General features: G+C 63.1%; 14 protein-coding genes. 6 read left to right on the forward strand and 8 right to left on the reverse strand.

Going from position 1 to position 14201, the window contains the following annotated elements:
* From WBB85_RS01520 to hisC, 3 genes are all read right to left on the reverse strand, one after another.
* The coding region (locus tag WBB85_RS01520; protein ID WP_432636859.1) for an extensin family protein at positions 1 to 543 on the reverse strand (543 nt) is incomplete at its 3' end.
* The gene (locus WBB85_RS01525) at positions 540 to 1460 is read right to left on the reverse strand and encodes a prephenate/arogenate dehydrogenase family protein (RefSeq protein WP_432636860.1); all 921 of its coding nucleotides are present in this window, start codon (positions 1458 to 1460) and stop codon (positions 540 to 542) included. The genes WBB85_RS01525 and WBB85_RS01520, both read right to left, overlap by 4 nt.
* Positions 1460 to 2545: a histidinol-phosphate transaminase gene (gene hisC, locus WBB85_RS01530; RefSeq protein ID WP_432636861.1), complete on the reverse strand. Its 1086-nt coding sequence runs from the start codon at positions 2543 to 2545 to the stop codon at positions 1460 to 1462. Before hisC ends, WBB85_RS01525 begins: the two co-directional genes overlap by 1 nt.
* Before the next feature lie 172 nt (positions 2546 to 2717).
* On the opposite strand from hisC, the gene WBB85_RS01535 reads away from it, so the two are divergent.
* Entirely contained in the window at positions 2718 to 3584 is an 867-nt protein-coding gene (locus WBB85_RS01535; protein ID WP_432636862.1) for a hypothetical protein, read from the forward strand.
* Between the two features lie 89 nt (positions 3585 to 3673).
* Here WBB85_RS01535 and rpsD read toward each other — a convergent pair whose 3' ends face one another.
* The gene (gene rpsD / locus WBB85_RS01540) at positions 3674 to 4294 is read right to left on the reverse strand and encodes a 30S ribosomal protein S4 (protein WP_432636863.1); all 621 of its coding nucleotides are present in this window, start codon (positions 4292 to 4294) and stop codon (positions 3674 to 3676) included.
* A 255-nt stretch (positions 4295 to 4549) separates the two neighbouring features.
* On the reverse strand, positions 4550 to 5617 hold the full coding sequence (locus WBB85_RS01545) for a Hint domain-containing protein (RefSeq protein ID WP_432636864.1): 1068 nt from the start codon (positions 5615 to 5617) through the stop codon (positions 4550 to 4552).
* A 260-nt stretch (positions 5618 to 5877) separates the two neighbouring features.
* On the opposite strand from WBB85_RS01545, the gene WBB85_RS01550 reads away from it, so the two are divergent.
* Positions 5878 to 6882, forward strand: coding sequence for a LacI family DNA-binding transcriptional regulator (locus WBB85_RS01550; protein WP_432636865.1), 1005 nt, complete (start codon positions 5878 to 5880; stop codon positions 6880 to 6882).
* Positions 6883 to 6950: 68 nt separating this feature from the next.
* Here WBB85_RS01550 and WBB85_RS01555 read toward each other — a convergent pair whose 3' ends face one another.
* From WBB85_RS01555 to WBB85_RS01565, 3 genes are read right to left on the reverse strand one after another with little or no spacing between them, the layout of a single operon-like run.
* Positions 6951 to 8108, reverse strand: a complete 1158-nt coding sequence (locus tag WBB85_RS01555) for a Gfo/Idh/MocA family protein (protein ID WP_432636866.1) — start codon at positions 8106 to 8108, stop codon at positions 6951 to 6953.
* Positions 8109 to 8120: 12 nt separating this feature from the next.
* Positions 8121 to 9011: a TIM barrel protein gene (locus WBB85_RS01560; RefSeq protein WP_432636867.1), complete on the reverse strand. Its 891-nt coding sequence runs from the start codon at positions 9009 to 9011 to the stop codon at positions 8121 to 8123.
* An 8-nt stretch (positions 9012 to 9019) separates the two neighbouring features.
* Positions 9020 to 10120, reverse strand: a complete 1101-nt coding sequence (locus WBB85_RS01565) for a Gfo/Idh/MocA family protein (protein WP_432636868.1) — start codon at positions 10118 to 10120, stop codon at positions 9020 to 9022.
* Between the two features lie 98 nt (positions 10121 to 10218).
* On the opposite strand from WBB85_RS01565, the gene iolC reads away from it, so the two are divergent.
* From iolC to sucC, 4 genes are all read left to right on the forward strand, one after another.
* Entirely contained in the window at positions 10219 to 11193 is a 975-nt protein-coding gene (iolC, locus tag WBB85_RS01570) for a 5-dehydro-2-deoxygluconokinase (protein WP_432636869.1), read from the forward strand.
* Positions 11194 to 11202: 9 nt separating this feature from the next.
* Entirely contained in the window at positions 11203 to 12045 is an 843-nt protein-coding gene (locus tag WBB85_RS01575; protein WP_432636871.1) for a 5-deoxy-glucuronate isomerase, read from the forward strand.
* The gene (locus WBB85_RS01580) at positions 12042 to 12881 is read left to right on the forward strand and encodes a class II fructose-bisphosphate aldolase (protein WP_432636872.1); all 840 of its coding nucleotides are present in this window, start codon (positions 12042 to 12044) and stop codon (positions 12879 to 12881) included. Before WBB85_RS01575 ends, WBB85_RS01580 begins: the two co-directional genes overlap by 4 nt.
* A gap of 194 nt (positions 12882 to 13075) precedes the next feature.
* The coding region (gene sucC / locus WBB85_RS01585) for an ADP-forming succinate--CoA ligase subunit beta (RefSeq protein ID WP_432636873.1) at positions 13076 to 14201 on the forward strand (1126 nt) is incomplete at its 3' end.

The raw sequence follows: 14201 nt of genomic DNA on the forward strand, positions 1-14201 counted from the left end.
CCCTCGGCAGGCATAGCTGGCAGCCACCTGAAGGGCCGCAACGCCCCCGCCCTGCTTGCCGATAGCGGGCTTCACGCCATTCTCCACCCATTGCTTCAAGGCCCTGGCCGTCCTGCAATCCATGGCCGCCGGTTGCGTCAGCGCCACGCCAGAAACCGATAGCAGGCTGACGCCGTCTTTCAGCCCGCAGCCTTTCAGCTTGGCCTTGATCGGGGGAATGGTCTTGCCCTTCAGTGCCGGATCGCCACAGACAGAGCCCTTGCGACCGGTGGTCACCTCGGGCACGGGTTGTGTGCGGACAGCGGCGCGCAGCACCTTGGCCTGCGCCTTCAGGTTTTTCGGGCGCGGTTCGGGGCGACGCGAAACAAGCGGGGCAAAGGCCGACAGCAGGGATACCGCCGGTTTGACAGCCACCGCCTTGATCGCGGGCCGGGGCATCGGAAAGGGCGACTTCTCCGGGGCATTGGCACCGGCCATACCCGCCGAGAGGAACAGGGCCGCGACCAAAGCAACCCCGAAACCTGATATCATGCGCCCGCTCAAGCCTTGTCCGCTTTCACGCGGCCGAAATCCGGGGCCGCGGTATCCTGCCCCGCCTCGATGATCCCGCGCCGGATCGCGCGCGTGCGGGTGAAATAGTTGAACAACTCATCCCCGTCGCCCATCCGGATCGCCCGTTGCAACGCGAACAGTTCCTCGGTGAAGCGGCCGAGGACATCCAGCGTCGCCTCCTTGTTGGTCAGGAACACATCACGCCACATCGTCGGGTCCGAGGCCGCGATACGGGTGAAATCGCGAAAACCCGCGGCGGAATATTTGATGACTTCGCTTTCGGTCACCCGGCGCAGATGGTCGGCCACGCCCACCATCGTATAGGCGATGAGATGCGGCGTATGGCTGGTGACGGCAAGGACGAGGTCATGGTGATCGGCCTCCATCTCCTCGACCAGCGCGCCCATGCCTTCCCAGAAGCTGCGCAGCCGCGCGACCGCCTCGGGCCGTGCATCGCCGGGGGTCAGGAGCGTGAAGCGGTTCTGAAAGAGCGTGGCAAAGCCGGACCGCGGCCCGGAATGCTCGGTCCCGGCCAGGGGATGACCCGGCACGAAATCGACGCCTTCGGGGATATGCGGACCAACCGCCTCGACAACCGCCTGCTTGACCGAACCGACATCGGTGACGGTGGCACCGGGTTTCAGGTGGTGGCGTATCTCTTTCGAGACCTGCCCCATCACGCCCACCGGCACGGCAAGAACCACCAGATCAGCACCCTGCACGGCCTCGCCTGCGGTCACGAAGACCTCATCGCAAAAGCCCATCTCAAGGGCAGCCTCACGCGTCGCCTCGGTCTTGGCATAGCCCACGACGCTGCCCGCAAGGCCCCATTTCTTCATTGCATGGCCCATCGACGAGGCGATGAGGCCAAGCCCGATCAGGGCAACGCGGTCATAGATCACAGCCATCAGCCCCGCCCCTTGAACTTAGCAATCGCGGTCGCCACCCGGCGGCAGGCGGCTTCGTCGCCGATGGTGATGCGCAGGCAATGCGGCAGGCCATAACCCGCCACCCGGCGCACGATCAGCCCTTCGGATTGCAGATGGGCGTCACAGGCCGTGGCCTCAGCCTCATCCGCGAAACGGGCCAGAATGAAATTGGCCATCGACGTGTCCGAAGGCACGCCATGTTCGGCCAGAGCCTCGGCCAGCCAGACCCGCATCCGCGCATTCTCGTCCCGGCATTTCGCGACGAAGTCCTGATCGCGTACCGCCGCCTCGCCCGCTTCAAGCTGGCCATGCGACAGGTTGAAGGGATTGCGGATGCGGTTCAGCACGTCGATGATCGCCTGCGACCCATAGCCCCAGCCGATCCGCAGACCGCCCAGCCCGTAGATCTTGGAAAAGGTCCGCGTCATGAAGACATTGGGCCGCTCGGTCGCGAGCGCCGCGCCGCCATCGAAACCCTCGACGAATTCGGCATAGGCCCCGTCAAGAACAAGGATCGTCTGTTCCGGCAGGCCATCGGCCAGCCGCGCCACCTCGCCCGCGCCGATCATCGTTCCGGTCGGGTTATTGGGGTTGGCGATGAAGACGATCTTCGTCTTTTCATTCGCGGCAGCCAGGATCGCATCGACATCGACGGTGCGGTCGCGTTCGGCCACCTGCACGGGCGTCGCCCCAACCGAGCGCGCCGCGATCGGGTACATCAGGAACCCGTGCTGGGTAAAGATCACCTCATCCCCCGGCCCGGCATAGGCCTGACAGAGCAAGAGCAACACCTCATCCGAGCCCGTGCCACAGATGATCCGCGCGGGGTCCAGCCCATGAACCTCGCCGATCGCCTCGCGCAGCTTCGCGTGATCGGTGGAGGGATAACGGTGCAGGTTGTGCACCGCGCGGGCATAAGCCTCTTTCGCCTTCTCCGACGCCCCGAACGGGTTTTCGTTCGACGACAGCTTTACCGCATCGGTGATCCCTGCCACATGGCTCGCCCCGCCCTGATAAAGCGCGATCTCCATGATGCCGGGTTGCGGGCGGATCGGGTCGGTCATGTCGGCCTCTGACTTGTTCGGGGTTTTCTAGCGGGCAGGCGGGCGCATGGCCAGTGGGTTTTGTGATATCCGGGCGCCAATAGAGGGTGCTTTGTCGCTCCGGTCCAGGGCCATGCAGAGTATGAAAAATGCTGCTTGATCTGCCCTGCTATGATGCCACTAGGGTAGTCTCGTGACTCATCTCGAAAATCAGGCAATGGTTTCGCAACACATGAACAAGCTTCTCAGCTCCAATCCAAGCAAACTATTCTTCGCGGTCGCCGCTCTTTGTATTGGCGCGGTGCCGCTGGCTGAACTTTACCATGATTGGGTCAACCTCGAAGGAGGGCTGTTCGATGAACTGTTTCACTTCCTCTGGGGAAACTTGGGCATACTAAATCTTGTCTATCTCATCTCGATACTTGGCCTTCTCGGGCATCTCTCCCGTTCGATCGGTCGCGACCGAAAGCGGGCTTTTGTTGCGATGATTGTCTGGAGTGTGATCGGCATTATCGCGGTGGGCTTGGCGGCAATAGGGTCGGATTTTCTGCAAAGCGAATACAATACAGATGCATATAAGAGGGTGACACCGGACGACTATCTCACTTGGATTGTTATACCCGGATTGGAACCGGGCGACCCCCAATCTGTATTGGTGCTGAATCGTCCGAACGCCTTCAGCACCTACAGTTGGACGCGGATGACGATTGTGGAAGTCGCTTACATGATCATCATGGCCTCGGCTGCGGCTTGGTCCGTCCTATTTGTCAACCGCCGAAACCCGAAACTCGGTGTGGCGGCCATACCCATTTCCTTGATAGCGGCATTGATCACCTATGTCTGGATCGCAGCCCCTTGGGCATTCCAACCTGACTACGATATTTTCATCGGTGACCGAATCCTTGGGACCATGGCTTTTAATGCATTCGTCTTCTTCGACAGCGACCCAACCGCAGGCCTAACAATGTTTGCCTATGTCCTGTCAATAATTTGCATGGTTTTCATCTGGAAACCACTCACCGCCGACTCACGGTCATCTGATAACCAACAGATGAACTAAGGCCGTTTCGAATAGTTTTCCTGCCAAACAAGAAGGGGCCGCGGCAGTGCCGCGACCCCTTGAAAACCGGATCCTGCCGCTGGGGCGGATTAGTTCTTCGCGTAATATTCGACGACGAGGTTCGGTTCCATCTGCACCGCGTAAGGCACATCGCCGAGGGCCGGCGTACGCACGAAGGTCGCGGTCATCTTGGAATGATCAGCCTCGATATAGTCGGGCACATCACGCTCGGCGAGGCCGACAGCCTCGAGCACGAGGGCCAGCTGGCGTGACTTGTCGCGGACGGCAACCACGTCGCCTTCCTTGACGCGGTAAGAGGCGATGTTCACCTTCTTGCCGTTCACGGTCACATGGCCGTGGTTCACGAACTGGCGTGCGGCAAAGATGGTCGGCACGAACTTGGCGCGGTACACGACCGCGTCCAGACGGCGCTCCAGGAGACCGACGAGGTTCTCACCGGTATCGCCCTTGACGCGCTCGGCTTCGCCGTAGATGCGGCGGAACTGCTTTTCGGTCAGATCGCCGTAATAGCCCTTCAGCTTCTGCTTGGCGCGCAGCTGCGTACCGAAGTCGGAAAGCTTGCCCTTGCGGCGCTGGCCGTGCTGGCCGGGGCCGTATTCGCGGCGGTTGACCGGGGATTTCGGACGGCCCCAGATGTTTTCGCCCATCCGGCGGTCGATTTTGTACTTGGCAGAGGTGCGTTTGGTCACCGCTGATCTCCTTCTTTGGGCGCCCCGGACCTGATCCGGGGCCATGAAGGGCGTTGTCCTTTCCGTCGTTCCGGACCTGATCCGGGACCTCGGGCGACAGGCATCCCCTTGCGGGGGCCACCAACACCAATGAAATGCCCGGGCGCTTTCGTCCCGGGACGGGCGGCTTATAGCGCCCGGACCAGCAGAGTCAACGCCTCATGCGCCGCTAAATCGCGCGGTGCCCATCTGGTGTGAAGATGCACGTCGTCTTTGTCAGGCGGCCTCGTACCGCATGATCGCCGCTTCCGGCGCCGACAGACTGCGACGGGCATATTCTCCGTAAAGATGGCGGTCCCGCTCCAGATCCGGCAGCGTGTTGAAGAGCGCAGCACGCTGATGCGGCTCCATCAGATCAAGATCGGCGGCTGCGGGATGGAAACTCTCGGTCTCCATGCCGTTCGCCCAGATTACCTGATGACGTTCGGTCAGAAGGTGGAAATAGGTCACCTCTCTGAACCCGGTTTCGGCAACGATCCGCTGTCCGTCGATCAGATCGCGGGCCGCCACCAGAACCTCATCCTCGCTGAAAAGCGCGCGCGCCCGCGCACCGCGAACCAGCATCCTGTGCTCGGGCGAAACCAAAAGATCGAATTCCGGCCGGTCCTCGCCCATGGCCCCGGCACGGATGCGCACGGGCCTGAGATGCGGCATCGCGTAGAGCCGGGCCCCGCTCATCCGGCGCGATCCGGTCCAGAGCACTTCCTGCGCGCTGTCATCGCGGGTGGAAATGCGGTCGCCGGGCCGGATGGCTTCGACAGGGCGCGGCCCGTCCGGCGTTGCGATCAGAGTACCGCCGGTAAAACAAATGACACCGCCGCGCGCACCCGGCGGGTCTGCGGGCAAAGCCTCGGCCGATTGATCAGAGACAAAAAGATCGACCGTCAGGGGCGGCAATCCAGCCGGAAACGCCAGAACCACGCCGCGCCTTTCGGTCTCGATCACACCAAGAGGATAGTTCGCGCGCCCATCCGTCAGCACGAGGCCCCGCAGCGGTTGCATGCTGTCGCCGGACGCCTCCGTGACACCGCGCGACCGGTTTCCCAGCAAGGGTCCGAAGAACCGCACCGCGGACCGGCGCGCCCGGGCGCGCAATTCGCCTCCGCCATCGAAAATGTCGAAGATCTCGCCTTCGGGAGCCCCGCCCAGACGTATCGGATCACCCAGCAACCGCAAGACCGAGCCGACCGCCAAAGCTTCCAGCCCAGCCCCCCGGACACCATCGATCTCCACCTGCGCAAGCGGCACAATATAGGTGCCGCGGCGTGCCCCCGCACTGCCCATAGTTCCACCCCAATTTTTTTGTTTTCGGGCCCACCCGGCCACTTATCGCAAAAGGTTAACACGGGACTTCGCGGAACAAACCGTCCGCCGGTTGCGAAGGTCACGCCAGCCGCCAATGTTGCAGAAAAGAATCACCGCAAAGGCCCGTTTTCGTGGAAAATTGCCGTGGCAACCCGTTGCAGGTTTTCTGCCAACCAATCTGTTCAACCTGAAGGCAGACCGGTATCGTTCGGCGAAACAACAGCCAGGCCGATTTGAATATGCCCGTAACACTAAGGGACGTCGCAGAACGGGCCGGAGTCTCCACCTCGGCCGTATCGCGCACATTCACCCCCGGCGCCTCCGTCTCGGCGAAGACGCGGGCCAAGGTCGAAAATGCGGCGTCCGAGCTTGGCTATGCGCCAAGCGCATTGGCCTCGGCGCTCAGCACCGGACGGACGAAACTGATCGGGCTTGTCTCGAACAACTTCCACAACCCGGTCTTTCTGGAGGTGTTCGACCGGTTCACGCGCGGATTGCAGGAACGCGGGCTGCGGCCTCTGCTCGTCAATCTCAGTGATGAAACCGACCCTGCCAACTCCGTCCGCATGCTCCGGCAATATTCTGCGGACGGGGTGATCGTCGCTTCCTCGACCTTACCGCCAAGCTTCGCCAAGGCCTTTGCCGATGCGGGACTGCCGGTCGTCCATGCCTTCGGCCGCGCCATGGTGCGACCGGATGTCCATGTCGTCGGCATCGACAATATCGAATGCGGACGAATTGCCGCGCGGACACTGATCGCGCGCGGCTACCAGCGGGTGGCATTTCTGGGCGGGCCCGCCAGCGCGACCTCGACCCAGGACCGGGCCGCGGGCTTCGCGACGGAAATGGCAGGGCATCCGGGCATCACAGTCAGCGAAAGTCACGCGGCAGCCTATTCCTTCGAGGCGGGCCGGGCCGAAATGCAGCGCCTCTTGGCGGCCGGCCCGCCAGCCGAAGCCTATTTCTGCGGGGACGACGTCCTGTCCATCGGCGCGCTGAGTGCCCTGCGGGAGGCAGGATTGGCCGTGCCGGAGGATGTCGGCCTTATCGGGTTCAACGACATGGAAATGGCCGGGTGGCAAAATATCGGCCTGACCACGATCCGCCAGCCGATCCCCGAGATCATCAACGCTGCCATCGATCTTGTCGTTGCTACAATCGACGTGCCGGGTGACAGGCCTGAAGCGCGCCATTTTGACTGCACGCTGATCGAACGCGCGACCCTCCGACCGAAACGAGACTAACCAATCGACGCTCGATTTTTCTCCGAAAAATCGTCGAATTTTCGGAGAAAATTCGTTCTCCCTCGGCGCTATCGAAACATTGGCGGCCGCGCATCGATCCATTGCCCATCTGCCTGACCGGACTCCGCGACCGCAAAGACCGCCGCCATCGACCGCAACCCATCCTCGGCGCGGGGATAGAGATCGGCGGAAGGATCCATGTCACGCCCCTCCTTGCGCGCCCGGATTGCTTCAGCCAGATCCTTGTAGATATTGGCGAAAGCCAGAGGCATCCCCTCGGCATGACCGATCGTCACCCGCGTCGTCCGGTCCGCTTCCGGCGAGAGCCCCGCCTCACCGCGTTCGATCACCTGCAAGCGTTGCCCGAGCGGCATCCAGAAAAGCTGGTTCGGCTGCTCCTGTGCCCAGCGCAGCCCGCCTTTTTCGCCGAAGACCTGCAGCGTCAGCCCGTGCTGCCGCCCGATGGCGACCGATGAGGTCCAGAGCCGCCCCACGGTTCCGCCCGACATGCGGAAATTCACCATCGCATCGTCTTCCAGCACACGGCTTTCGATACAGGAGACAGTATCGGCCGAAAGCCGTTCCACCTCCTGCCCAGTCACGAAGCTTGCCATATGCAACGCATGGATGCCGCAATCCGCGAACTGGGCCGAGACACCCGCCTGCGCCGGGTCATAGCGCCAGCGGACACGGGGGTTATCGGCGTCGGCGGCATCGGCATGATGGCCATGGGCGAACTCGGCCAACACAAGCCGGATACGCCCCAGATCGCCGCGCGCCACCATCGCCTTCATATGCCGGACCAGCGAATAACCTGAATAACCGTAATTCACCGCGCAGATGCGCCCGGTCTCGCGCGCCAGCGCGACGATCTCCTCGCCCTCCCCGACCGTCATCGTCATCGGCTTTTCGCAGAGTACGTGGAACCCCGCTTTCAGAAATTCCCGCGTGATCTCGAAATGCGTCGAATTCGGCGTGGCAACGGTGACAAGGTCGACCCGGTCCGCCCGGCCCCTCTCGCCCTCCAGCATTTCGCGCCAGTCACCATAGGCGCGGTCAGGGACAAGGCCCAGTCGCCGCCCGTAATCCCGCCCCGCCTCGGGCCGGTGGTCAAGCGCGCCGGCGACGAAGGCAAACTCACCATCAAGGCCAGCCCCCAGCCGGTGCGCCGGGCCGATCTGGCTGCCCTCGCCTCCGCCAATCATCCCCCAGTTCAGACGTGTCATAGACGGGCTCTCCTAGTTGAAACCGATAGATTGAAGATAAAGCCGGTTGGTGCGCGCGTCATCGCGCGGGCTGGCAGCCTGGCCGGGATCGCATTCCTGCTCGACCGTGCACCAGCCCTTGTAGCCGATTTCGCCCAACATCCGGCGAAGGGTCGGAAAGTCCATTGCCCCCTTGCCGAGATTGCAGAAGATGCCCTGCCCGCAGGCCTCATAGAAATCCGTGCGGCTGGCGACAACCTCGGCCTTCACACCCGGATCGATATCCTTGAAATGAAGATACGCGACCCGGGCGGCGTATCGCCGAAGGAAGGCCAGTGGATCGGCCCCGGCATAGAGATGATGGCCGGTATCGAGGCAGATTTTCAGGAAACTCTCATCGATCTCGTCCAGCAGCCGCTCCAGCTCCGGCTCGAAATCCATGAACCCGCCCGCATGGGCATGGATCGACACCGTCAGCCCATAAACCTCTGTCCCCATCCGCGCCACCGTCGCGATCCGGTCGCGGAACGTCTTCCAGTCGGCCGCATCCATCTGCTCCGCCTCATCCGGGCGGCCCGCGGTGGGCGCGCGGCGGGGCGAGATTGAATCGATCAGCACCAGATGCCGGGCGCGGTTGGCGACCAGAAGCTTGCATGTGCGCAGCGCCCCGTCCATCACCTCCTGCCATTTCGACGGATCGTGAAAGGGGCGAAAGACCACGCCACCGGTCAGCGTCAGCCCCTCTTCATCCAAGGCGTCGGACAGCTCTGCCGCATCCTCGGGCATATAGCCAACGGGGCCGAGTTCGATGCCCGTGTACCCCGCTTCGGCACAGTCGCGCAGCACCGTCCGCCAGGGCGGATTGCGCGGATCGTCGGGGAACTCGACACCCCAGGAACAGGGCGCATTGCCAATCCGGATCATCGCCGCCCTCAGAACTCTGCCGGGCAACGCCAGTCGCGCGCCGCGTGTGACGCCCTGACAGCGGCAACCACCTGCTGCACAGCCAGCCCATCATGGAAGGTGGGCCAGACCGCCTGCCCGGTCTCGATCGCCATCAGGAAATCGCGCGCCTCGATGATGATCTGATCCTGATAGCCGGTGCCATGGCCCGGCCCCTGACAGAAGGGCAGATAGTCGGGATGGGCGGGACCGGTCAGCACCTTGCGGAACCCCCGTTCGGCGGGAGCTGCATCGGCGTGATAGAGCCAAAGCGCGTTCTGATCCTCCTGATCGAAGCGGACCGCGCCCTTGGTGCCAGTGATCTCATAGGCATAGCCCATCTTGCGCCCGGTCGCGACGCGGCTGGCGCCGATATGGCCCACGACCCCGCTGTCGAACCGCACCATCATCTGCACCTGATCATCATTCGTCACCTCCACCCCGCCGCGTTCGGGATGGACCACCTCCATCACCGCGTTCAGTTCGGCAATCGGCCCCATCAGCGCCAAGGCGGCATTGATCGCATGCGGGGCGAGATCGCCAAGGCAACCGTTTGCCTCGCCCTGACTGCGCCAGTCGGCCACGCTGGTATCGGTGTGGAAATCCTCGTTATGTTCACCCCGGAAATGGGTGATGCGGCCCAACGCGCCCTCGGCGATGAGTTTTCGGGCGAATTGTGAGGCCGGGGTGCGGATATAGTTGTAGGCGACCATGTTCGGGGCACCCGCCCGATCCGCCGCCGCGACCATGGCGCGGGCATCCTTAACGTCCAGTCCCATGGGTTTTTCGCACATCACCGGCTTGCCGAGCGCAAAGGCCGCCTCGGCAATCTCGCGATGCGTGGACTGGGGCGAGGCGATGATCACCGCCTCCACGGCGGAGTCTTCCACCAGCTTTCGCCAGTCACCGGTGCCACGCCGAAAGCCATAGGCCGCACGGTAGCGGTCTCCGCTTTCCTCGCTCGACCCGCAGATCATCTCCAGCCGGGGCCGCAGCTTCGTGTCAAAGACGGCCCCGACCGCGGCCATCGCAACCGAATGGGCCTTGCCCATATAGCCGCCGCCGACAATTCCGATGCCGATCTCCGCCATTTCGAACCCCTGCCTGACAAGCATATTGCAACCGGTTGCAAAATCAGTATCGTGACGGCGATGTTAGCGCAACAAGTTTCCGCGACCGAGGAACGAAAATGACCGAACTTTCACGGCTGGCCGGCAAATCCTTTCTGATCGTGGGCCGGGCAGGGATGGACCTCTATCCCGATCCGCCCGGCGCGCGCACCGAAGAGGCAACGGCGATGACGGTCTGCCTTGGCGGCTCTTCGGCCAATATCGGCGTGGCTTTGGTCAGGCAGGGTTGCAAGGTCGCCCTTGTCACCCGCATCGCCGATGACGCGATCGGGCGCTATTGCCTGAACGAGCTTGACCGCTATGGCATCGAACGCACCCATGTGACGCCGGTGGGCGGCGAGGCGCGCAATTCGCTGGCCATCGTCGAAACCCGGATTGAGGATCATCAATCGGTCATCTACCGCAACGGGGCCGCCGATTTCGAAATGACGGTCGCGAATGTGGAAGGCGTCGACTACGCCCCTTATTCCGCCCTGATCACAACCGGCACCGTCCTTGCCGCCGAACCGTCCCGCACGGCCGCCTTCCGCGCCTTCGATCTGGCGCGCGCCGCCGGGTTGCCATTGATCTTCGACATTGATTACCGGCCCTATAGCTGGCCCTCCGCTGCAGTCGCGGCAGAGGTCTATTCCCGCGCCGGGGCGCTTTGTGACGTGATCGTCGGCAATGACGTGGAGTTCGGCTTCATGGCCGGGGACTATGACAAGGGTCTCGACAAGGCGCGGGAACTGGTCGCAGGGGGCGCGCGGATCGCCGTCTACAAGATGGGCGAAAAGGGCGCGATCACGATCACGCAAGATGGCGAGTTCCGGACCGGCATCTACCGGACAGAGGCGCTGAAACCCACCGGCGCGGGCGACAGTTTCATGGGCGGCTTTGTCGCCGCCCTCGCCGATGGCCGCCCGGTGCGCGAGGCCGTCCTGCGCGGCTCGGCCTCTGCCGCGATGGTCGTAGCCCGCGTGGGTTGCGCCCCCGCCATGCCAACGACCGGGGAGCTTGACGCCTTCCTCGCCGACCGCCCCGATCCAGTATGAGAGGTTCCGATGCACATCGCCCCGCATGACAACCAGAACCAGCCCATCGTCGACACCGATCACCCGCTGGTGCCACTCAATTACTTCAACATCGTCAAACTGAAACAGGGCGAGACCTTCGCCTATCAGGTGCCGGGATACGAGACCTGCATCGCCCCCGCGACCGGCAGCGTGACCATCGAGGTCGGCGGTCAACGACATGAAGGGATCGGCAACCGGACCAAGGATGTCTGGGACGGAGAGCCGGAAGGCGTCTACGTGCCGACGGGGATGGAAGCACGCTTCACCTGCCTGACCGGTACTGCGGAAGTGTTCATCGCGGGCGCAAAGTTCGACAAGGTCCTGGAGCCTTTCGCCGTGCGTGCCGAAGACCTCGATGTGGTGCAATACGGCTCGGACGACACCAAGACCCACCGCAAGATCAAGCATATCCTCGGGACGAAGTATCACGACCGTGTCGGGCGGCTGCTGGTGTCAGAGCTGTTCACCGTCGGCGCGGGCGGCTGGTCGGGTTTCCCGAGCCACAAGCACGATACCGACCGGCTGCCCGATGAATCCCGCCATGACGAGACCTACAATTTCCGCTTCCGCCCCGATTACGGGTCAGGCCTTCAGATGCTGCAACGCGAGGACAACGAACCGGGCGACGCCTATCACATCATGGACGGCTCCACCGTGCTGATCGACAAGGGCTATCACCCCTGCTGCGTGCTGCCGGGATATGAGATGTATTATTTCACCATCCTCGGCGGGCTGACGCAGCGCAGCCTCAAACAGTATTTCCAGCCGACCCATGCGGATCAGCTGCACACGATCCCCGGGATCATGGACATGGTGGCCAAGTTCAAATGACACTCGCAACACTTTCCGAAGTCCTCCGCCCTGCCCTGCGTGACGGTTATGCCGTTCCGGGCCTCGTCTGCCTTGGCTGGGAAGACATGCGCGCCTATGTGGCGGCGGCCGAGGCTGAACGCGCGCCCGTCATCCTTCAGGCCGGGCCCTCGTGCCGGGCGCATACGCCCCTGCCGGTTCTGGGGGCGATGATGCGGCACCTTGCGGAAGTGGCGAGCGTGCCGGTCGTCGTCCATCTCGACCACGGCTACACGGTCGAGGACTGCCGCGAGGCGATTGCGGCGGGCTTCACCTCGGTCATGTTCGACGGGTCGAAGAAGCCGCTGGAAGAGAACATCGCCGAAACCGCCGCCATCGCCGAAATGGCCCATGCCGCGGGCGTGTCCTGCGAGGGCGAGATCGGCTTTGTCGGCTATCACGGCGGCGCGGCCTCGGCCGGAACCGATCCGGAAGAAGCCGCCCGCTTCGCACGCGAAACCGGCGTCGACGCAATGGCAATCTCTGTCGGCAACACCCATCTGCAACTTGAGAAAAGCGCGGGGCTGGACGAGGCACGCATCCACGCGATCGAAGCGGTGACAACTGTGCCGCTGGTGATCCATGGCGGCTCCGGCGTACCACTTGCCCAGCGCCGCGCGCTGGCTCAGGGCTCGACGATCTGCAAGTTCAACATCGGCACCGACCTGCGCTTTGCCTTTGGCGATGCCCTGCGCAAGGCGGTGATGGCCGACCCCGATCGCTATGACCGCGTGGCGATCCTGAAGGAAACCCACGATCCGGTGATGGCGGCAGCCCGCGCCGCGATCCGCAGCGTTGCATCGGACGGGCGCGCCTGACGCGACCCATATAAACCGCCGCCGAATCCGAATCCTCCCAATCCTTGGTATATTTTGTGATCACACAATTTTCTGCTGTGATCACAAAATACCGTTTTTGCCGGCCGCAAAGGCTTTTCCCGCATTTATCATTTCGTCACCCCCCTCTCATATGCCATCAAGGGCATCAAACCGAACCAGAACGGGGACACGTGATGAACATCCACGAATACCAGGCCAAGGCCCTTCTGCGCAGCTACGGCGCGCCGGTGTCGGACGGACGCGCCGTTCTGCGGGCCGAGGAAGCCAAAACCGCTGCCGGAGAACTCGACGGGCCGCTCTGGGTCGTCAAAGCGCAGATCCATGCGGGCGGACGCGGCAAGGGCAAGTTCAAAGAGGCCGAGGCCGGTGAAAAGGGCGGTGTGCGCATTGCCAAGTCGGTCGAGGAAGCCGCCAATGAGGCGCGCAAGATGCTGGGCCGCACGCTGGTCACGCACCAGACCGGCGCGCCGGGCAAGCAGGTCAACCGCATCTATATCGAAGACGGCAGCGATATCGCGCGCGAACTTTACCTCGCACTTCTGGTCGATCGCGGTTCCAGCCGCGTCTCGTTCGTCTGCTCGACCGAAGGCGGCATGGATATCGAGGAAGTCGCGGCATCGACCCCCGACAAGATCGTCAGCTTCAGCGTCGACCCCGCCTCGGGCCTCAGCGATTTCCACGGCCGCCGCGTTGCCTTCGCGCTCGGGCTGGAAGGCGGGCAGGTCAAGCAATGCGTGGCGCTGATCCGGCTTCTCTACAAGGCCTTCCTTGAGAAGGACATGGAAATGCTGGAGATCAATCCCCTGATCGTCACCCCCAAGGGCGACCTCAAGGTTCTCGATGCCAAGGTCAGCTTCGACGGCAACGCGATCTACCGCCACCCCGATATCGCCGCCCTGCGGGATGAGACCGAGGAAGACCCGAAGGAACTCGCGGCCTCCAAGTTCGACCTGAACTACATCGCGCTCGACGGCGAGATCGGCTGCATGGTCAACGGCGCAGGGTTGGCCATGGCGACGATGGACATCATCAAACTCTACGGGGCCGAGCCCGCCAATTTCCTCGATGTCGGCGGTGGTGCTACGAAGGAAAAGGTGACGGAAGCCTTCAAGATCATCACCTCCGACCCGCAGGTCAAAGGCATCCTCGTCAACATCTTCGGCGGCATCATGCGCTGCGACGTCATCGCCGAGGGCGTGGTCGCGGCGGTCAAGGAGGTCGGCCTCAAGGTGCCGCTGGTGGTGCGGCTCGAGGGCACCAACGTCGAGCTCGGCAAGCAGATCATCAACGAGTCGGGGC

Origin of the sequence: Albidovulum sp., assembly GCF_049646345.1 — a bacterium.
Classification (GTDB): domain Bacteria; phylum Pseudomonadota; class Alphaproteobacteria; order Rhodobacterales; family Rhodobacteraceae; genus Albidovulum.

Excerpts from the sequence above, each read along its gene's own strand:
- WBB85_RS01560 (WP_432636867.1), bottom strand. The coding sequence starts at position 9,011 with ATGATCCGGATTGGCAATGCGCCCTGTTCCTGGGGTGTCGAGTTCCCC.
- hisC (WP_432636861.1), bottom strand. The coding sequence starts at position 2,545 with ATGACCGACCCGATCCGCCCGCAACCCGGCATCATGGAGATCGCGCTT.
- WBB85_RS01575 (WP_432636871.1), top strand. The coding sequence starts at position 11,203 with ATGCACATCGCCCCGCATGACAACCAGAACCAGCCCATCGTCGACACC.
- WBB85_RS01565 (WP_432636868.1), bottom strand. The coding sequence starts at position 10,120 with ATGGCGGAGATCGGCATCGGAATTGTCGGCGGCGGCTATATGGGCAAG.
- WBB85_RS01545 (WP_432636864.1), bottom strand. The coding sequence starts at position 5,617 with ATGGGCAGTGCGGGGGCACGCCGCGGCACCTATATTGTGCCGCTTGCG.
- WBB85_RS01525 (WP_432636860.1), bottom strand. The coding sequence starts at position 1,460 with ATGGCTGTGATCTATGACCGCGTTGCCCTGATCGGGCTTGGCCTCATC.
- WBB85_RS01555 (WP_432636866.1), bottom strand. The coding sequence starts at position 8,108 with ATGACACGTCTGAACTGGGGGATGATTGGCGGAGGCGAGGGCAGCCAG.
- WBB85_RS01550 (WP_432636865.1), top strand. The coding sequence starts at position 5,878 with ATGCCCGTAACACTAAGGGACGTCGCAGAACGGGCCGGAGTCTCCACC.
- WBB85_RS01580 (WP_432636872.1), top strand. The coding sequence starts at position 12,042 with ATGACACTCGCAACACTTTCCGAAGTCCTCCGCCCTGCCCTGCGTGAC.
- iolC (WP_432636869.1), top strand. The coding sequence starts at position 10,219 with ATGACCGAACTTTCACGGCTGGCCGGCAAATCCTTTCTGATCGTGGGC.